Raw genomic sequence first — 17,678 nt, 5'->3', positions numbered from 1 at the left:
TTGTGTCGGACCGTGTACTAGACCTGAGCGCTGACCCGATCGCGCTGACCGCCGCGCTCGTCGACATCCCCAGCGTCTCGCGCGACGAGGGCAGGATCGCCGACGAGGTGGAAGCCGCGCTGCGTGAGCAGGCGGGCGGGTACGAGATCGTCCGCAACGGGAACGCGGTGCTGGCACGTACGAACTTCGGCCTGCCGTCGCGGGTGGCGCTGGCCGGCCACCTGGACACCGTGCCGATTGCGGACAATCTGCCCTCCCGCTTCGAGGGCGACCACCTGTTCGGTTGCGGTACCTCGGATATGAAGTCCGGTGACGCGGTGTTTCTGCATCTGGCCGCCACCATCGCCGAACCCACTCACGACATCACACTGATCTTCTACGACTGCGAGGAGATCGAAGCCTCCGCCAACGGCCTGAACCGCATCGAACGCGAGCTGCCGGACTGGCTGCACGCCGACGTCGCGATCCTCGGGGAACCGTCCGGTGGCTACATCGAAGCCGGCTGCCAGGGCACCCTGCGGGTCGTCATCTCGGCGGCCGGAACCCGCGCGCACTCAGCGCGATCCTGGCTGGGCGACAACGCTATTCACAAACTCGGTGCCGTGTTGGACCGATTGTCGGCTTACGACGCCCGCATTGTCGACATCGACGGCTGCACCTACCGCGAGGGCTTGTCGGCGGTGCGGATCGAGGGCGGGGTGGCCGGCAACGTCATCCCCGACGAAGCTGCGCTGACCGTGAACTTCCGCTTCGCCCCCGACCGCTCACCCGAGCAGGCGCTGGCCCACGTGCGCGGTGTGTTCGACGGGCTCGAGGTCGCGCTCGAGCAGACCGACGTGGCCGCTGGTGCGCTGCCCGGGTTGCATCACCCCGCGGCGGCCGCGCTGGTGTCGGCCGCTGACGGGATGGTGCGCGCCAAGTACGGCTGGACCGACGTCGCCCGCTTCGCCGCGCTCGGCATCCCCGCGGTGAACTACGGGCCCGGCGACCCGAACCTGGCGCACAAGCGCGACGAGCGGGTGGCGGTCGCGCAGATCAGCGCCGTCGCCGCCACCCTGCGGCGCTACTTGACGGCCTGAACGCCGGCCTCGGCCAGTTTCGCCAGCGCGCCGGCAGCCTGGGTATCGCCCAGCCGTGCCGCCTGCTCCCAGACCCACACCGCGACCCCCAGCTGACCGCTGCGTTCAGCACCCCTGGCCGCGTCCCGCGCCGCCTCGAGCGCCCCGTCGGCGTCGCCCATCGCGGCCAGCTGCCAGGCCCGTGCCACGCCCAGTTCGGGGGTGAACAACGCAGACTTGGTGCCGTGCTTCGACTCGGCGCGACTCAGCGCCTTGGCTGACTCGGCGATCTCGCCCTGCTGTGCCAGCGCGGCGGCCAGATACATCAGCGACAGGGGTCCCCAGGAATAGCCGGTGCGTTCCAGCGTCGCTGCCGCCGGGCCGAGCAGCTTTGCCGCACTGGCCGATTCGCCCTGGGCGAGCAATACCTGGGCCAGCAGCACCTCGCCGATCGACCGGCCGGGCTGGGCCAGCTCGGCGAAATCGGTGAACTGGCGGGCGACGTCGTGCGCTGCCTCGGCCTTGCCCGCCATGAGCAGCGTCGTGGTCTGCGCCAGACCGACGGTGAACCGCAGCAGACCGGGATGCTCGGCGCCCAGCGCCCGCTCCACCAGCGGGCCCACCTGGTCGAACCGGCCCATCCGTGCCGAACACAACGACGCCGCACTGGCCGCCCACGCCACCGCCATATCCTCGGCCTGCGGGTCGGCCAGCACCTCGCCGGCGATCTCGACCGCCCGCGCCACGTTGCCGGCATTCATCGCGAACGTCGCCGACAGCGCATCCAGGGTCAGCCGGTCGGCCGTCGTGCTGATTCGTTTGCGGGTGTTCTGCAGGAACGCGGTGGCCCGCTCTGGCTCGGACAGCATCCAGAACTGATTGGCCGCCCGTGGCAATGCCCACGCCATCAACTCGGCCTCCGAGAGCGCCTCGGCGTCCACTCCGGCCAGCACCGAATCCGCTTCGCGGCCGCGGCCCTGCCAGGCCAGCGCATAGCTCAGCGCCAGCCGCGCATCGAACCGCTCTGCCCGCTGAAGCGCCGCACTGGCGAGCCGCTCGGCCACACTCAGATCGCCCAGGCGCAACGCCTGTTGGGCGGCGGCAACCATGTCGTCGACGGTCTCGGGTGCGTCGCTGTCCAGGGCCAGCACGGCGCGGCCCAGCCGATCGGCGATATCCCGGCAGGGCTGGTCGGCCAGCAGGGTGACGATCTCGGTACGCAGCCGACGGGCGTCTGCCAGCTCGGCGGCCTGTGCCACCCGTTCGAGGAAAAGCGGATGGCCGGCATAGACCGCGGTCCCGAATAGCGTTGCCGCCCCGGCCTTTTCGGCCTGCTTGATAGCGTCGTCGCCGGCTAGCGCCGCGAGCTCGGTTCGCGACAGGGGCTCGTGTACCGCCAGGTAGGTCAGCACCGTGTGCGCCGCGGCGGGCAGCCCGGCCAGATACGCGTCTACCAGCGCCTCCAGCGAGGTTGCCGCCGAGTGTGTCTGCATCAGCATCCGCAGCTCCAGCGGGTTGCCGCCGGTGCGGCGGTAGGCGTCCTCCCGCGGCTCATCCAATGCGGCCAGCAAGGCCTGGGTTTCAGCCTCGTCGAGCGGGCCGACGTCGAGGCGGGCCAGCAGCCCGTCCTCCCACAGCGCGGCGACCGCCGAGGGCATCGGCGTGTCCGTGCGCGCCGTCACGATCAGCCGTCCCGGCGCATGGCGGGCCAACTGGTAGACCAGCGTGGCTGACAGCGGGTCGAGCAATTGCGCATCGTCGACGATGATCAGCGCGCTGTCGGCTTGGGCCAGAAGCGAATCCAGTGCCGAACGGATCAGGGCCGCGGGCTTGCCGACTTCGGTGACCTCGACCAGCGGGCCGAACGCACCGAACGGCACGGCGGCCTGCGTCGCGGTGGCGATCACTCGGACCGGATTCTTCTCCTCGAGCCGCGCGGCGATCTGTTCGGCCAACGTCGTCTTACCGGTCCCGTCAGCGCCCAGCAGGGCTACGCCGGCATGGCCCTCGAGCAGTCCGATCGCGCTGTCTAGGGACTGGCGTGACGCGAGAGGCCACCGAATCGGCATAGCCGGGACTTTATTTGCCGGTCCCGCACCGGCACGGCAATAGCCGCAAATCGGCTGCGTTAGGTTTGCTCACGTGCACCCCGGATCCGAGAACCGTGTCGACGAGTGGGCGGTGTGCGTGTACTGCGCATCCGGCCCCCGCCACCCCGAGCTGCTCGACCTCGCGCACCGGGTGGGGCAGGCGATCGCCCAGCGCGGCTGGACGCTGGTGTCCGGCGGCGGCAACGTCTCGGCGATGGGCGCGGTCGCGACCGGGGCGCGGTCCCGCGGCGGGCGCACCGTCGGGGTGATCCCCAAGGCCCTGGTGCACCGCGAGCTGGCCGATGTCGACGCCGACGAGCTGATCGTCACCGACACGATGCGGCAGCGTAAGCAAGTCATGGAGGACCGCAGCGACGCCTTCTTGGCATTGCCCGGCGGGATCGGCACGCTGGAAGAACTTTTCGAAACGTGGACCGCGGGGTACCTGGGTATGCATGCAAAACCGGTGGTGCTACTCGACCCCGCCGGACACTATGACGGACTGCGCACCTGGCTGGCTTCTCTGGTCGGTACCGGCTACGTCGCACAGGCTGCGCTAGACCGGTTGGTGGTCGTTGACGATGTCGAATCCGCCATCGAGGTCTGCGCGGCCGGGCTGTGATCGGCCCGGGGTTACGCTGACCGGCGGGACGGGCGAGAAATGGGAGGTAGGCGCCGATGACCGGTAGAGATTCTGGCGAATCCGGTGCGCGGAAGTCGGTGGGGGTGCTCGATCTGGCGACGCGTTTGCCGTCCGTCCTGGTGGATGCGCCGGCGATTCTGCGCGGCGCGGTGACCGGCTTCCTGGCGTTGCCGACGTCGAAGACCTCGATCGGCAAGGTGTTCCAGGACCGCGCCGCACGTTCCGGGGACCATGTGTTCATCCGCTTCGGCGACGAGAAGATCACCTACCGGCAGGCCAACGAGACGGCGAATCGCTTCGCGGCGGTGTTGGCCGACAAGGGAGTTGGTCGCGGGGATGTCGTCGGCATCATGCTGCGCAATTCGCCCAACACGGTGCTGATGATGCTGGCCGCGGTCAAATGCGGTGCGGTGGCCGGCATGCTGAACTACCACCAGCGCTCAGATGTGTTGGCGCACAGCATCGGTCTGCTCAAGGCCACCGTGGTGGTCGCCGAGTCCGACCTGATCGACCCGATCAAGGAGAGCGGGGCCGAGGCCGCGCAGCTGACGACAATCGAGGAGCTCGTCGAGCAGGCCGAGGGCAAGTCGACGGACAACCCCGCGTCGGCCTCGGAGGTTCAGGCCCGCGACACCGCGTTCTACATCTTCACCTCGGGCACTACCGGGCATCCCAAGGCCAGCGTGATGACACACCACCGGTGGCTGCGCGCGCTGGCGGCGTTCGGCGGGCTGGGCCTGCGGCTCAACAGCGGCGACACGCTGTACTGCCCGCTGCCGCTCTACCACAACAACGCGCTGACGGTCGCGCTGTCGTCGGTGATCAATGCGGGCGGCACACTGGCACTGGGCAAGTCGTTCTCGGCGTCGCGGTTCTGGGATGAAGTGATCCAGATGGAAGCCACCGCGTTCATCTATATCGGCGAGGTGTGCCGCTACCTGCTCAACCAGCCGGCCAAGGCCAGCGACCGAGCCCACAAGATCCGGGTCATCGCCGGTAACGGGTTGCGTCCGGAGATCTGGGACGAATTCACCCGTCGGTTCGGCATCGGCCGGGTCGCCGAGTTCTACGCCGCCAGCGAGGGCAACACCGCGTTCATCAACATCTTCAACATCCCCAAGAGCACCGGTATCAGCCCGACCCCGCTGGCCTACGTGGAGTACGACGCGGAGACCGGCGAGCCGGCGCGCGACGAGAACGGCCGCGTGCACCGGGTGCCCCCCGGCCAGCCCGGCCTGCTGATCAGCCCGGTGAACAAGCTGTCGCCCTTCGACGGTTACACCGATAAGGAAGCCAGCGAAAAGAAGTTGGTGCGCAACGCGTTCAAAGAGGGCGATGTGTGGTTCAACACCGGTGACGTGATGAACCCGCAGGGCATGGGTCACGCCGCGTTCGCCGACCGCCTCGGCGACACCTTCCGGTGGAAGGGCGAGAACGTCGCCACCACCCAGGTCGAAGGGGCCCTGGGGCAGGACAAGAACGTCGAGGAGTCGACGGTGTTCGGCGTGGAGGTGCCCGAGACCGGCGGACGCGCCGGCATGGCAGCGATCAAGCTGCGCGACGGGGCGGAGTTCGACGGCAAGGCGCTGGCCGGCACGGTGTACGGCAACCTGCCCAGCTACGCGGTGCCGCTGTTCATCCGGATCGTCGAGTCGCTGGAGACCACGTCGACGTTCAAGAGCCGCAAGGTCGACCTGCGCAAGCAGGGCTACGGCGGCGACGGTGAGGAGATCGAGGACCCGCTGTACGTGCTGTCCGGCAAGGAAGAGGGCTACGTGCCGTTCTACGCCGAGTACCCGCAGGAAGTCGCCGCCGGCTCCCGCCCCAAGGGTTAGCCCCGGTACCACCATTTCGTCGATCTCGGCGTCACGAGGCACCATGGTGGGGTGAAGTCGACGTTCTGCGGCCGGCCGGTGGCCGGTGACCGCGCGCTGATCATGGCGATCGTCAACCGCACACCCGACTCGTTCTACGACCGCGGCGCGACGTTCACCGACGAGGCAGCAAAGGCAGCCGCCCACCGCGTTGTGGCAGACGGTGCCGATGTGGTCGACGTCGGGGGAGTCAAGGCCGGCCCCGGTGCCCTGGTCGACGCCGACGAGGAGATCACTCGCGTGGTGCCCTTCATCGAGTGGCTGCGCGCCGAATACCCCGACCAGCTGATCAGCGTCGACACCTGGCGCGCCTCAGTGGCCAAACAGGCCTGCGCGGCCGGTGCGGACCTGATCAACGACACCTGGGCCGGTGCAGACCCGGAATTGCCCGAGGTCGCGGCCGAATTCGGGGCCGGACTGGTGTGTTCGCACACCGGCGGCGCGACGCCGCGTACCCGGCCCTTTCGCGTCAACTACGGGACCACTGTGACCGGTGTGGTCGACGATGTCATCGCCGAGGTCACCGCCGCAGCCGAGCGTGCCGTCCAGATCGGCGTCGCCAGGGACGCGATTTTGATCGATCCGACCCACGATTTCGGCAAGAACACTTATCACGGCCTTACTTTGTTGCGCCATGTGAAAGATCTTGTTAAGACCGGATGGCCCGTCCTGATGGCACTCAGCAACAAAGATTTCGTCGGGGAGACTTTAGGTGTGGAGCTCACTGGACGACTCGAGGGCACGCTGGCAGCGACCGCATTGGCCGCCGCCGACGGTGCCAGGATGTTCCGGGTGCATGAGGTGGGACCCACTCGGCGCGTACTGGAAATGGTCGCGTCGATCCGTGGGGAACGTCCGCCGGCGCGGACGGTGAGGGGCCTGGCATGACAGAACTCGTCGCCAACGACACGATTCCCGGTGATACCTGGCTGGCCGACCACAGCTGGAGCCGGCCGACCTGGACCATCGATGAGCTGGTCGCCGCCAAGCGGGGCCGCACCATTTCCGTCGTCCTGCCTGCGCTGAACGAGGGAGAGACGGTCGGTTCGGTGATCGGGACTGTCCGCCCGCTGCTGGGCGGCCTGGTCGACGAGCTGATCGTGCTGGATTCCGGCTCCACCGACGACACCGAGATCGAAGCCATCGCCGCCGGTGCCCGGGTGGTCACCCGCGAGCAGGCGTTGCCTGAGATCGAACCGCAGCCGGGTAAGGGCGAGGTGCTGTGGCGCTCGTTGGCCGCTACCAGCGGCGACATCATCGTCTTCGTCGACTCCGACCTCATCGACCCCGACCCGATGTTCGTGCCGCGCCTGGTCGGCCCGCTGTTGACCGGCGACGGGATCCACCTGGTCAAGGGCTTTTACCGCCGTCCGCTGAAGGTCGGCAAGGGTGAGGACGCCAACGGTGGGGGACGGGTCACCGAGCTGGTCGCCCGCCCGCTGCTGGCCGCGCTGCGCCCGGAACTGGGCTGTGTGCTGCAGCCGCTGGGAGGCGAGTATGCCGGCACCCGCGAACTGTTGACTTCGGTGCCGTTCGCCCCTGGCTACGGCGTGGAGATCGGCCTGCTGGTCGACACCTACGACCGGCTCGGTCTGGACGCGATCGCGCAGGTCAACCTGGGTGTGCGCAGTCACCGCAACCGCCCGCTGATCGAGCTGGGCGCGATGAGCCGCCAGGTCATCGCCACCCTGCTGTCGCGCTGTGGCATCGCCGATTCGGGCATCGGGCTCACCCAGTTCCTGCCCGACGGCCACGACGGGTATCTGCCCCGGACCACGACGGTCTCTCTGGCTGACCGTCCGCCGATGAACACGTTGCGCTGAGCATTTCCGCCCGCGGCGCCGAGGATGTCGGCCGGCTAAGGCAATATCGGTGACGTGACATTGATCCTGCTGTACCTCGTGGTACTGATCCTGATCGGCGTCGTCCTGTTCGGGGTGGCCAGCCTGGTGTTCGGGCGTGGAGAGACGCTTCCGCCGCTGCCCCGCGCGACCACGGCGACCGTGCTGCCGGCTTCCGGGGTTACCGGCCAGGACGTCGAGGCCGTGAAATTCACCCAGGTGCTGCGTGGCTACAAGACCAGCGAGGTGGACTGGGTTCTGGACCGCCTCGGCGCCGAGCTGGACCAGCTGCGCGGTGAGCTGTCTGCGGTGCGGGCCGCCGCGGGGCTCGACGAACCCCTGACCACCCACCACGCCACCCACCACGCCGCGCACGGCACCGACGAGGATCTCGCGTGAGCGACGACGACGGCCACTCCCGCTGCGATTGGGCCGCGCCGGTTTCGGGGGCGCAGCCGTTGATCTATCGCGACTACCACGACCAGGAGTGGGGCCGCGTGCTGCGCGGCAACGTGGCGTTGTTCGAGCGGATGAGCCTGGAGGCTTTCCAGAGCGGCCTGTCCTGGCTGATCATCCTGCGCAAACGGGAGAACTTTCGGCAGGCGTTCGGCGCCTTCGACATCGAGACCGTCGCCCGCTATACCGACCGCGACGTCACCCGGCTGATGGCCGACGAGGGGATCGTGCGCAACCGGGCCAAGGTCGAGGCCACCATCACCAACGCCAGGGCGGTCGCCGATCTCGACGTCGACCTGTCCGACTTGCTGTGGTCGTACGCTCCGCCGCCCCGCCCACGGCCCAGAACGCTGGCTGACGTGCCCTCAGTCAGCCCGGAGTCCCAGGCAATGGCCAAGGACCTCAAGAAGCGCGGATTCCGCTTCGTCGGCCCCACCACTGCCTACGCGCTGATGCAGGCCACCGGCATGGTCGACGACCACATCGCGTCGTGCTGGGTTCCGCCTGCCAAAGCTGCCTGAACGCGCAAATCAAATCCGCCTAATCGGGCCTTTCACACCTATGCCCGCCAATAAGGAACAATAGAATCGAAAACAAGCAGTTCAGTGCCGGACGCACTAGCCATGTGCCCGGCACTGTATCGGGTCCGCGAAGTCGGGCCGGCTCGAATCTGGAGGGAGCACTCGATGGCGGCGATGAAGCCCCGGACTGGTGACGGTCCGCTGGAAGCAACCAAGGAGGGGCGCGGCATCGTGATGCGAGTACCGCTGGAAGGCGGTGGGCGACTGGTTGTCGAGTTGACGCCCGACGAGGCCTCCGCCTTGGGCGACGAACTCAAGAACGTCACCAGCTAACTGATCCACCTTCGAAACCCCGCGTAGGCCCGCGGGGTTTCGGTCTGCCGGTCGGCCTACTCCGACACTTTGCGGTAAATCTCCAACGTCTGCTCGGCGATGTGTGCCCAGGAGAACTCGTCGATACAGCGTTGCCGCCCGGCCGCCCCGAAGCGACGGGCCGTGTCCGGATCGCCCACCAGCGCGTTGACGGCCTCTGCCAGCCTGGTCTCGAAGCCCACCGGGTCGGCCGACTCGTAGTGCACCAGGGTTCCCGTGACCCCGTTGTCGACCACCTCGGGTATGCCACCGACGTCGGAGGCCACCACCGCGGTACCGCAGGCCATCGCCTCCAGGTTCACGATCCCCAGCGGCTCGTACACCGATGGGCAGATGAAAGCCGCTGCCGCCGAGAGGATTTCGCGAATCTTGGCGATCGGCAGGAATTCCTGCACCCAGAACACCCCGCTGCGCGCACTGGCCAGTTCCTGCACGGCCGAGCTGACTTCTGCGGCGATCTCGGGAGTGTCCGGCGCGCCGGCGCACAGCACCAACTGAACGTCGGGGTCGAAGCGATGCGCCGCGGCGATCAGATGCGGCACACCCTTCTGGCGGGTGATCCGGCCGACGAACGCCACCATGGGCCGTGACGGGTCGACGCCGAGCTCGGCGAGTACCGACTCGCCCCGCTCCGGGGGAGCCGGGTACCAGACGCTGGTGTCGATGCCGTTCTTGACCACGTGAACGCGGTTGGGGTCCAGCGCCGGATACACCGACAGCACGTCCTCGCGCATCCCGGAGCTGACTGCGATCACCGCGTCAGCAGCTTCGATCGCTGTGCGCTCCACCCACAGCGACACGCGATAGCCGCCGCCGAGCTGTTCGGCCTTCCACGGCCGCAGCGGCTCCAAGGAGTGGGCGGTCAGCACATGCGGGACGCCGTACAGCAGCGCGGCGAGGTGCCCGGCCATCCCGGTGTACCAGGTGTGGGAATGCACCACCGTCGCCTCTGCGGCCGCGTTGGCCATCACCAGATCCGCCGACAGCGTCGACAGCGCCGGGTTGGCACCTTTGAGCGCCGGGTCGGGTTGGTGGACGAAGGCCCCCGCGCGCGGTGCCCCCATGCAATGCACATCGACCTCGCAGAGGCGTCGCAGCTGTGCCACGAGTTCCGTCACGTGTACGCCCGCCCCGCCGTAAACCTCGGGTGGATACTCCCGAGTCATCATCGCCACCCGCATAGCGCCGACGGTAGTAGCACCGGCCCGGCGGCGCAGCCTTGTGGGTCAACGTGATGCGCGCAGCGCCAAAGTCGTTGCTGCCGCGACACAGCGACCTGCAATAGTCGCGATGGCCTAGCCGTCTGTAGCGCGTGCCATTAGGTTTGCAGCATGAGGGAGTTGCCACACGTGCTGGGCATTGTCCTGGCCGGCGGAGAGGGCAAGCGGCTGTATCCGCTGACCGCGGACCGGGCCAAGCCTGCGGTTCCCTTCGGTGGCGCTTACCGGCTGATCGATTTCGTGTTGTCGAATCTGGTCAACGCCCGCTACTTGCGGATCTGCGTGCTCACCCAGTACAAGTCGCATTCCCTCGACCGGCACATCTCGCAGAACTGGCGGCTGAGCGGTCTGGCCGGCGAATACATCACGCCGGTTCCCGCCCAGCAGCGCCTTGGGCCGCGCTGGTACACCGGTTCGGCCGATGCGATCTACCAGTCGCTGAACCTCATCTACGACGAGGATCCTGACTACATCGTGGTTTTCGGCGCCGACCACGTGTACCGGATGGACCCCGAGCAGATGGTCAAGTTCCACATCGAGAGCGGGGCGGGCGCCACGGTGGCCGGCATCCGCGTGCCACGCGCCGAAGCGCACGCGTTCGGCTGCATCGACGCCGACGAGTCCGGCCGCATCCGCGAATTCATCGAGAAGCCGGCCGATCCGCCGGGCACGCCGGACGATCCGGCGCAAACCTTCGTGTCGATGGGCAATTACATCTTCACCACCAAGGTGCTCATCGATGCCATCCGCGCCGACGCCGACGACGACAACTCTGATCACGATATGGGCGGCGACATCATCCCGCGTCTGGTCTCTGACGGCATGGCCGCGGTCTATGACTTCAGTAACAACGAGGTGCCCGGCGCCACCGAACGTGATCACGGCTACTGGCGTGATGTCGGCACGCTGGATGCGTTCTACGACGCGCACATGGATCTGGTGTCGGTCCATCCGGTGTTCAACCTCTACAACAAGCGATGGCCGATCCGGGGGGAGTCGGAGAACCTGGCGCCGGCCAAATTTGTCAACGGTGGCTCGGCGCAGGAGTCGGTCGTCGGTGCGGGCAGCATCATCTCCGCTGCGTCGGTACGCAATTCGGTGCTGTCGAGCAATGTCGTGATCGAGGACGGCGCGATCGTGGAGGGCAGCGTCCTGATGCCCGGCGTGCGGGTCGGTCGCGGCGCGGTGGTCCGGCACGCGATCCTGGACAAGAACGTTGTCGTCGGCCCCGGTGAAATGGTCGGTGTCGATCTGGAGAAGGACCGCGAACGGTTCGCGATCAGTTCCGGCGGTGTGGTGGCCGTCGGCAAGGGCGTCTGGATCTAACCCGTCCTCGGGTTTCGCTGCCCCGCCTTGCGACGGCGTCGGCGCCGCCAGAGTGCGGCAGCGGCCAACGCCAGGGCGATCATCACCACGAGCACCAGCACCGGAACCAGGATCGCGATGAATACCAGCGCGACGCTGGTGATGTCCTCGATCGTGCTCAGCACCGGTGCCGCGACCCCGGCGCTCGCAACGTTGGCCGCGGGACGGACCGTCGTCTTCGTCACGTGAACAACCAATGCGGTGACGACACCGATCGCGACCGGAACCCATTGACCGGTCCGGGCGAACTCACTGGGGTCGGTGACCGCGGCGGTCTGTGCGGCCGTGCCCGAGCCGAACACGATGCCGCCGGCGGTGGGACGGACGAAGGTCTGGACCGCGTCGTTGACCGAATCCAGCGCCGGAATCTTGTCGGCGACGATCTCCACCACCAGCAGGATCGCGACAATCGTGATCACCCAGCCGCTTTCCAGCCATGACCACCCGTGAGGCAGGGTGATCAGATCGGTGAACCGGCCGAGCAGTGCAAGAGCCAGTAGCGGAATGTAGGCGTTGAGGCCGGCGGCGGTGGCCAGGCCGAAGCCCGTCATCAGCTCCATGCGGGCCTCCTCACCAGATCAGCGGGACCATTTACGGTTACTGCCGGTACGAACAGCTGTACGGCGAACACCGCGATGCCGGGGAGCGATGAGATCACCATGCGGGATGAGATGCTCATGAGTATCGCCTAGACGACGTCGCGATGGCGATAGCTGAAGCCGGCAGCCATAGTGACGGCGGTAGCCACTATTGCCATCACGCCCAGCGCCACAACAGGAATCGACGACGGAGCGGTGGTTCGGCCGACCGGCGATGCTTCGATGAGCCAGCGCGGCAATCGCAATAATGCACCCAGATACAGTGCGACGACCACGAATATCACTGCCAGCCAGCCGATGCCGGGGTGTTGCAGGGCCACGCCGAGCGCGGCGATACTGGCGACGACGGCCATCGCGGGTAGGAATGCCAACGCGGCCAGAGTCAGTCGCACGACGGTCTGCGGTTCACCGAGTGTCAGACCTGCGCCGAGGCCGTTGCCCAGGCCCGCGCAGGCCAGTAGCACTGCCGCCCCCGTCATCGCCGCACCGATCGCCGAGAGCAGCCAGGTCCAGCGCGAGACCGACCCCGCCAGCACAGCTTCGCCGATCCCGGACTCCTCGTCCCGGTGCAGGCGCACCACCACCGCGACCACGTACGCCGTCGTCGCCGCGGCCAGGAACTGCGTCATCGTGGTGTACACACCGTCGGTGCCGTGCGCCGAAAGTACCCGCGCCAGAAGCTCGTTGCCGCTCGCGGCATCCAGCAAGGATTTCGTCATCGAGCCGAAAGCAGCTCCGGCAATGAGCAGCCCGATCGCCCAGCCCGCGGTCAGGCCCCGCTGGATGGTCAGATGCAGTCCGAAGACCCCGCCCACCGGCCGGGCGCGAGCGTGCTCACCTGAAGAGGCCAGCACACCGTCGTCGTACTGGCGCCGGCTCTCCAGCGCGACGGTGGTCGCGACGAGTACGACAATCAACGCTGCCAGCGGCCCCAGCGGCCACCAGCGCAACGCCACGAACGGGCGCATCTGCTGAGCCCAGGCGATAGGTGAGAACCAGCTCAGCGTGCTGCCGGAATTGTCGATGACGTCGCCCGCGCCGCGCACCAGCACCGCGGCCGCCAGCGCGGCCAGTGATGCGCCGGTGGCGGTTCTGGCTTGACGCCACAGTTGTGCACTCACGGCCGCCAGCGCGCCGAACACGGTGGCAACAGCCGTCACGCCCAGACACATTGCCGCGGTGTCGACTACGGCAAAACCGGTGGCGGCCATGGCAATTGTCATCGTCACCGCCAGCACGGTGTTCACCAGAAGGATGACGATCAGCGCCGCGCCGGTGCGGGCGTGCCCGCCGACGACCGAGGACAACACCAATTCGGCCGCACCGCTTTCCTCTTCGGCGCGGGTATGCCGAACGACGGTCTGAATTGTCATGATCGAGGCGGCGACGATCAGCGTCAGGGTCAGCTCGTTGGCCATCATCACCCCGAGGTCGGTTTCGTTGCCTCCGAACATGGGCCCGCCGAGCATGATTCCGGCGGGTGTCTTGAGCAGGTTCACGCGTGCCTGGCGTTGCGCCTCGCCGGGATAGGCGAGCTTGATCGCGTTGGGGGCGTAAACCATCATCAGGGTCAGCACAGAAATCCACACCGACAACCGGATCCGGTCGCGGCGCAGCGCGAATCGAACCAATGCGGCAGTACCCGTCAGCGGTGAGTTGGGCGGTGCGGTGGCGATCATCGTGCGGGCGACTGGTATTCGCGCAGGAAGAGGTCCTCCAGTGAGGCCGGCGTGACCGTCAGGTCCGCGAGTCCCAACTGGGTCAGGTGCACCATCGTGGGGTCCAGCATGTCGCGGCCGACGCTGAACCGGAGCTGTCCGTCACGAATGTCGACGTCATGCACGCCCGGCCAACGGCTCACAACGCTGGGGTCGCGCCGGGTGCGCGCTGTCACGGTGGTCCGCATCAAGTGCCGCAGCTGAGCCAGTGACCCGGATTGCACCGTACGCCCGGCGCGGATGATTGTGACTGTGTCACAGATCTTTTCGACCTCATCCAGGACATGGCTGGACATCAAGACCGCCGCGCCGCGCCGCGTAACCTCCCGCACGCATTCTTGAAAGACGTTCTCCATCAGCGGATCCAGACCCGAGGTGGGCTCGTCGAGTATGTAGAGGGCGGCGTTCGTGGCGAACGCGGCGACCAGCGCGACCTTCTGGCGATTGCCCTTGGAGTAGGTGCGGGTCTTTTTGTGTGGGTCCAGCTCGAAACGTTCGATGAGCCAGTCCCGCCTGCGTGGGTCGGCTCCGCCGCGCAGGCCGCAGAGGAAGTCGATGACCTGCCCGCCGGTCAGATTCGGCCACAGTGTCACGTCGCCGGGGACGTAGGCGATGCGCCGATGCAGTGGCACCGCGTCGCGCCAAGGGTCACCGCCGAGCAGCCGGATGGTCCCGCCGTCGGCGCGCAGCAGTCCGAGCAGGACCCGGATCGTCGTGGACTTACCCGCACCGTTGGGGCCCAGAAATCCGGTGACCGAGCCCGCCTTCACACGCAGATCCATGCCGTCGAGGGCTCGAGTGTGGCCGAAAGTCTTGACCAGTCCGTGGATTTCGACCGCGGCGGTATCAGTTCGTGCTGTCGGTACGGCTGTCATCGGGCTCTCCTTCGGTGTCGGTGGTGAATCCGCCATGGGCTGCGATGCCGTCCAACATCGTCGAATCGGTAAGCACGCCTTCGGTGTAGAGCTCCAGAGCCGGCATCATCATTTCGGTGCGGTAGTCGCGCAGCACGGCTCGCAGGTCGGATGGGTCGTCGTGCAGCTGGAGGTAGAGCAGGAATGCGCCGCCACCAGCCATTCCGAGGTATCGGGCTCGGGCGGCCGGGTCGCGGCTCGGTTTGACCGTGCCGGCCTGGACCCCGTCGTCGAGGTAGCTTTCGACTCCTGCGAACATGGTGCGCCACAGATGCTTGGCGAGTTCACCGCCGGTCTGCATGCTACGCACCAGGTACGCCATCATCGGCGCGTACGACTCGATTTCGGCTGCGGCCGCCAGCCAGGTCGCGGGGTCGGTGGAGCGGATGGCGTCCGCCTTGTCGCTGCGCACCTCTTCGGCGACGTAGTCGTCACAGGCTTTGCGCAATCCGTCCTTGGAGCCGAAATGGTGGATGACCAGGCCGGGACTGACCCCAGCGGCCTGGGCGATCGCGCGTACCCCGACGTCGAATCCGCGTGCGCCGAACAGCTCGATGGCGGCGTCGCGGATTCTCGCCGCTGTCGTGAGATCGGCTGAACGCATGTTTAGCATGCTAAACATGCGTTCAACCAATGGTCAAGGACTCACCCTCGGTCGAGCCATGCGGGCGGAAGTGGATCAGGCGGCCCAGCGCAGCGCCGGCGCTTCGACGGCGGGCTTGGCCGGGACGCCGACGCGGTTCGCCAAGATCTCGAACGTGCGGGCGGCGGTGAGTAAGCCGGGGGAGTACGGCTGGCTGCGGTGGATGGATTCACCGCTGTCGGTCGCGACGATCACATGGATCCGATGGGCACCGGGGCCTGCTTCGGGCGAGCCCGTCTCAGTGACGCTGACCGTCACGCCGGCCAGCGGAATTCTCCGGTCGCTGGCGTGGTAGCCCACGAAGAGAAAGCTCTTGGTGATACGCAGTTCGCCCCAGCTTGCGATGACACTGTCACCGCGATCGCGGCGGCTTTGCGAGAGGTCAAGAACGACGGCTCCAATTCCGAACAGGATGAAGGGCGCAACCAATACCGCCATCATCACGAGGCTGAGTCGCGGATCCATGTGCCCTCCCTTCGGTGACACTAAGCAGCCGCCTGCGGACAGTTCGAACCTGTCCGTAATGCCATTGCCACACACCACCTTTGGGGTGGTATCGATCATGTAATCAGGGAGGATATGACAAGTCCAATGATAATTTTCGATAACGGTCATTCCCAATTGCGATGACATCTCGGGTTTGGAAACCGCTTATTCGAGTAGCCGAGAAGCTACGCGATAAAAAGTTTGCTGGAATTCCATTAGCCGTGCACACAGCAAACGTTCAGCAGCTGAGAGTTTCTTCTGATAAGTTTCTCGCGTGGAACTTCGCCAGTTGGAATACTTCATGGTTGTCGCTGGTGAGATGAGTTTCTCTCGCGCGGCCGAACGAGCGAACGTTGTGCAATCTGCACTGTCGACGAGTATCAGCAAACTTGAGCATGAACTCGGCGTGCAATTGTTTGATCGGAGTCGTCAGCGCATCAGGCTCACGGTCGCGGGCGAGGAATTCCGCGACCGGGCCGCCGAGGTCCTCCGTGCTGCCCACGTCGCCAAGGAATCTGTGCTCGTGTTGGGCGCGAGCATCTCCGGCACCGTCGACTTCGGGCTGCTGGTTTCGTGGGGCCCGCTGGACCACGTCGCGGCGCTGGGCGAGTTCGCCGCGGAGAACCCCCGGGTGCGGCTGCGGTCTCACCTCTCGCAGAGCGGGTCTTGGGCGTACCTGCCGGCCTTGGTCGAGGGCTCGCTCGACCTGGCGTTGATCTCGGCACCCCAGCGCTTCCCTCCGCAGCTCGAGATGAATCTGCTTTTCGAGGACCCACTGAGCTTCGTGTGCCGGCCCGACCATCCGCTGGCGGGGCGAAGGACCGTCGAGATCGCCGATCTGGCGCACGAGGCCCTGGTGGGCTTCCCACCCGGCTTCGGCCTTCGTAGCGTCGTCGACGATGCGTTCCACGGGGTCGGGTTGGAGGTGCCGACCCAGCACGAGCTCACCATGAGCTTCCCGGAGATCGCCGAACTGATTCGGCGCGGCGTCGGCAGCGCCATCATGCCCGACAGCGAGTGCCGGCGAACGCCCGAATTGCGCCGCATCGAGCTGTCGACGCCGGTGCTCTGGCGGGTGTACCTGGCCTCACGGCCGTCGAAGGACATCAGTCGCGCGACGGCACGGCTGGCCGAGATCATCATGAGTTCACCGAGAACCGTCCATCACGGCGACGCCGCGTGTGCCGGCTGAACTGTCCGTAGAACTAGTCGCGGGCGGCGACCAGAATCCCGTCGCCCAGCGGTATCAGCACCGGGGTCAACCGCTCGTCCTCGGCGATCAGGCGTGCCGCCTCCCGCACCGCCGTCACCTCGGCATCGTTGGCCGCCGGATCCCCTGCCCGGCCACCCAGGGCCGCGCGGTGCATGACGATCACACCGCCTGGGCGCAGCAGCCGCACGCCCCCGACCACGAAATCGGATAAATCGGCCGGTGCGGTGTCCAGGAACACCAGGTCGTAGGACTCGTCGGCGAGCCGGGTGAGCACGTCCTGGGCGCGACCGGCGATCAACCGGGTGCGCGACGGTCCGATCCCGGCCTCGTTGAAAGCCTGTTTGGCGATGCGTTGATGCTCGGGCTCGATGTCGATGGTGGTCAGGACACCGTCGTCACGCATGCCCGACAGCAGCCACAGCCCGCTGACGCCCGCGCCGGTACCGACCTCGACGACAGCTTTGCCGCCGGAGAGCCGCGCCAGCACGCTGAGCAGCGCTCCGACCGCTGGTGTCACCGCTCCGGCGCCGGCATCGACGGCTCGCTCCCGGGCGGCCGCAACAATGGCGTCCTCAGAGATCGAGCCCTCGGCGTGGGCGAGGATCCGGTCGGCGCGACTGGCCTCTGGTTGGCCTGATTGGTCCTCGTTAGTGGCCATTCTCAGC

Annotated in this window: 18 protein-coding genes; 10 read left to right on the top strand and 8 right to left on the bottom strand. The window is 67.1% G+C overall.

The features are described 5' to 3' along the window. The first annotated feature begins 2 nt into the window (after positions 1-2). Complete coding sequence (dapE, locus tag CG716_RS08690; RefSeq protein WP_094478516.1) at positions 3-1,079, top strand: succinyl-diaminopimelate desuccinylase; 1,077 nt, start codon at positions 3-5, stop codon at positions 1,077-1,079. Here the strand turns inward: dapE and CG716_RS08685 are convergent. After that, positions 1,064-3,127, bottom strand: coding sequence for an ATP-binding protein (locus CG716_RS08685; RefSeq protein WP_094478514.1), 2,064 nt, complete (start codon positions 3,125-3,127; stop codon positions 1,064-1,066). The genes dapE and CG716_RS08685 overlap by 16 nt on opposite strands. A gap of 73 nt (positions 3,128-3,200) precedes the next feature. On the opposite strand from CG716_RS08685, the gene CG716_RS08680 reads away from it, so the two are divergent. The 7 genes from CG716_RS08680 (at position 3,201) to CG716_RS08650 (ending at position 8,816) form a co-directional block, all read left to right on the top strand. After that, complete coding sequence (locus tag CG716_RS08680; protein WP_094478512.1) at positions 3,201-3,770, top strand: cytokinin riboside 5'-monophosphate phosphoribohydrolase; 570 nt, start codon at positions 3,201-3,203, stop codon at positions 3,768-3,770. A gap of 56 nt (positions 3,771-3,826) precedes the next feature. Continuing rightward, positions 3,827-5,626 (top strand): long-chain-acyl-CoA synthetase FadD6, encoded by a 1,800-nt coding sequence (fadD6, locus tag CG716_RS08675; protein ID WP_094478510.1) that lies wholly within the window; start codon positions 3,827-3,829, stop codon positions 5,624-5,626. Positions 5,627-5,677: 51 nt separating this feature from the next. Continuing rightward, a complete protein-coding gene (gene folP, locus CG716_RS08670) occupies positions 5,678-6,553 on the top strand; it encodes a dihydropteroate synthase (protein WP_094478508.1) in 876 nt (291 codons plus the stop codon). Continuing rightward, complete coding sequence (locus CG716_RS08665) at positions 6,550-7,488, top strand: glucosyl-3-phosphoglycerate synthase (protein WP_094478506.1); 939 nt, start codon at positions 6,550-6,552, stop codon at positions 7,486-7,488. Before folP ends, CG716_RS08665 begins: the two co-directional genes overlap by 4 nt. 54 nt (positions 7,489-7,542) lie before the next feature. Then, the gene (locus tag CG716_RS08660; protein WP_094478504.1) at positions 7,543-7,905 is read left to right on the top strand and encodes a DivIVA domain-containing protein; all 363 of its coding nucleotides are present in this window, start codon (positions 7,543-7,545) and stop codon (positions 7,903-7,905) included. Further along, on the top strand, positions 7,902-8,483 hold the full coding sequence (locus CG716_RS08655; protein WP_094478502.1) for a DNA-3-methyladenine glycosylase I: 582 nt from the start codon (positions 7,902-7,904) through the stop codon (positions 8,481-8,483). Before CG716_RS08660 ends, CG716_RS08655 begins: the two co-directional genes overlap by 4 nt. A 165-nt stretch (positions 8,484-8,648) precedes the next feature. Continuing rightward, positions 8,649-8,816: a DUF3117 domain-containing protein gene (locus tag CG716_RS08650; protein WP_066829768.1), complete on the top strand. Its 168-nt coding sequence runs from the start codon at positions 8,649-8,651 to the stop codon at positions 8,814-8,816. A 56-nt stretch (positions 8,817-8,872) separates the two neighbouring features. On the opposite strand, the gene glgA is transcribed toward CG716_RS08650, so the two are convergent. After that, positions 8,873-10,036 (bottom strand): glycogen synthase, encoded by a 1,164-nt coding sequence (gene glgA, locus CG716_RS08645; RefSeq protein WP_094478498.1) that lies wholly within the window; start codon positions 10,034-10,036, stop codon positions 8,873-8,875. Positions 10,037-10,186: 150 nt separating this feature from the next. Here glgA and glgC point away from each other — a divergent pair, with 150 nt between their 5' ends. Then, entirely contained in the window at positions 10,187-11,401 is a 1,215-nt protein-coding gene (glgC, locus tag CG716_RS08640) for a glucose-1-phosphate adenylyltransferase (protein ID WP_094478496.1), read from the top strand. Here the strand turns inward: glgC and CG716_RS08635 are convergent. From CG716_RS08635 to CG716_RS08615, 5 genes are all read right to left on the bottom strand, one after another. Then, entirely contained in the window at positions 11,398-12,000 is a 603-nt protein-coding gene (locus CG716_RS08635) for a DUF4126 domain-containing protein (protein ID WP_094478494.1), read from the bottom strand. The genes glgC and CG716_RS08635 overlap by 4 nt on opposite strands. A gap of 128 nt (positions 12,001-12,128) precedes the next feature. Then, positions 12,129-13,718, bottom strand: coding sequence for an ABC transporter permease (locus CG716_RS08630; protein ID WP_094478492.1), 1,590 nt, complete (start codon positions 13,716-13,718; stop codon positions 12,129-12,131). After that, a complete protein-coding gene (locus CG716_RS08625) occupies positions 13,715-14,632 on the bottom strand; it encodes an ABC transporter ATP-binding protein (RefSeq protein ID WP_094478490.1) in 918 nt (305 codons plus the stop codon). The genes CG716_RS08630 and CG716_RS08625 overlap by 4 nt, the downstream gene beginning before the upstream one ends. Next, a complete protein-coding gene (locus tag CG716_RS08620) occupies positions 14,604-15,275 on the bottom strand; it encodes a TetR/AcrR family transcriptional regulator (RefSeq protein WP_094478488.1) in 672 nt (223 codons plus the stop codon). Before CG716_RS08620 ends, CG716_RS08625 begins: the two co-directional genes overlap by 29 nt. A gap of 75 nt (positions 15,276-15,350) precedes the next feature. Next, positions 15,351-15,878, bottom strand: coding sequence for a hypothetical protein (locus CG716_RS08615; RefSeq protein ID WP_133066895.1), 528 nt, complete (start codon positions 15,876-15,878; stop codon positions 15,351-15,353). Positions 15,879-16,074: 196 nt separating this feature from the next. On the opposite strand from CG716_RS08615, the gene CG716_RS08610 reads away from it, so the two are divergent. Beyond that, entirely contained in the window at positions 16,075-16,992 is a 918-nt protein-coding gene (locus tag CG716_RS08610) for a LysR family transcriptional regulator (protein WP_094478484.1), read from the top strand. 13 nt (positions 16,993-17,005) lie between these two features. Here CG716_RS08610 and CG716_RS08605 read toward each other — a convergent pair whose 3' ends face one another. Continuing rightward, positions 17,006-17,671 carry an O-methyltransferase gene (locus CG716_RS08605; RefSeq protein ID WP_094478482.1) on the bottom strand — a complete coding sequence of 222 codons (666 nt, stop codon included), beginning with the start codon at positions 17,669-17,671 and terminating at the stop codon, positions 17,006-17,008. Positions 17,672-17,678: the final 7 nt, after the last annotated feature.

The sequence above is a fragment of the Mycolicibacterium sphagni genome (assembly GCF_002250655.1).
GTDB classification, from domain to species: domain Bacteria; phylum Actinomycetota; class Actinomycetes; order Mycobacteriales; family Mycobacteriaceae; genus Mycobacterium; species Mycobacterium sphagni.
Note: the sequence above shows the minus strand (reverse complement) of the source record. Positions and strands in the feature narration are given on the sequence as shown.

What these genes read in the sequence shown, in the direction of transcription:
- CG716_RS08685 (WP_094478514.1), bottom strand. Translation starts at nt 3,127, where the DNA reads ATGCCGATTCGGTGGCCTCTCGCGTCACGCCAGTCCCTAGACAGCGCG.
- CG716_RS08650 (WP_066829768.1), top strand. Translation starts at nt 8,649, where the DNA reads ATGGCGGCGATGAAGCCCCGGACTGGTGACGGTCCGCTGGAAGCAACC.
- CG716_RS08620 (WP_094478488.1), bottom strand. Translation starts at nt 15,275, where the DNA reads ATGCGTTCAGCCGATCTCACGACAGCGGCGAGAATCCGCGACGCCGCC.
- glgA (WP_094478498.1), bottom strand. Translation starts at nt 10,036, where the DNA reads ATGCGGGTGGCGATGATGACTCGGGAGTATCCACCCGAGGTTTACGGC.
- CG716_RS08630 (WP_094478492.1), bottom strand. Translation starts at nt 13,718, where the DNA reads ATGATCGCCACCGCACCGCCCAACTCACCGCTGACGGGTACTGCCGCA.
- CG716_RS08625 (WP_094478490.1), bottom strand. Translation starts at nt 14,632, where the DNA reads ATGACAGCCGTACCGACAGCACGAACTGATACCGCCGCGGTCGAAATC.
- CG716_RS08615 (WP_133066895.1), bottom strand. Translation starts at nt 15,878, where the DNA reads ATGATCGATACCACCCCAAAGGTGGTGTGTGGCAATGGCATTACGGAC.
- CG716_RS08665 (WP_094478506.1), top strand. Translation starts at nt 6,550, where the DNA reads ATGACAGAACTCGTCGCCAACGACACGATTCCCGGTGATACCTGGCTG.
- fadD6 (WP_094478510.1), top strand. Translation starts at nt 3,827, where the DNA reads ATGACCGGTAGAGATTCTGGCGAATCCGGTGCGCGGAAGTCGGTGGGG.
- CG716_RS08605 (WP_094478482.1), bottom strand. Translation starts at nt 17,671, where the DNA reads ATGGCCACTAACGAGGACCAATCAGGCCAACCAGAGGCCAGTCGCGCC.
- CG716_RS08635 (WP_094478494.1), bottom strand. Translation starts at nt 12,000, where the DNA reads ATGGAGCTGATGACGGGCTTCGGCCTGGCCACCGCCGCCGGCCTCAAC.
- glgC (WP_094478496.1), top strand. Translation starts at nt 10,187, where the DNA reads ATGAGGGAGTTGCCACACGTGCTGGGCATTGTCCTGGCCGGCGGAGAG.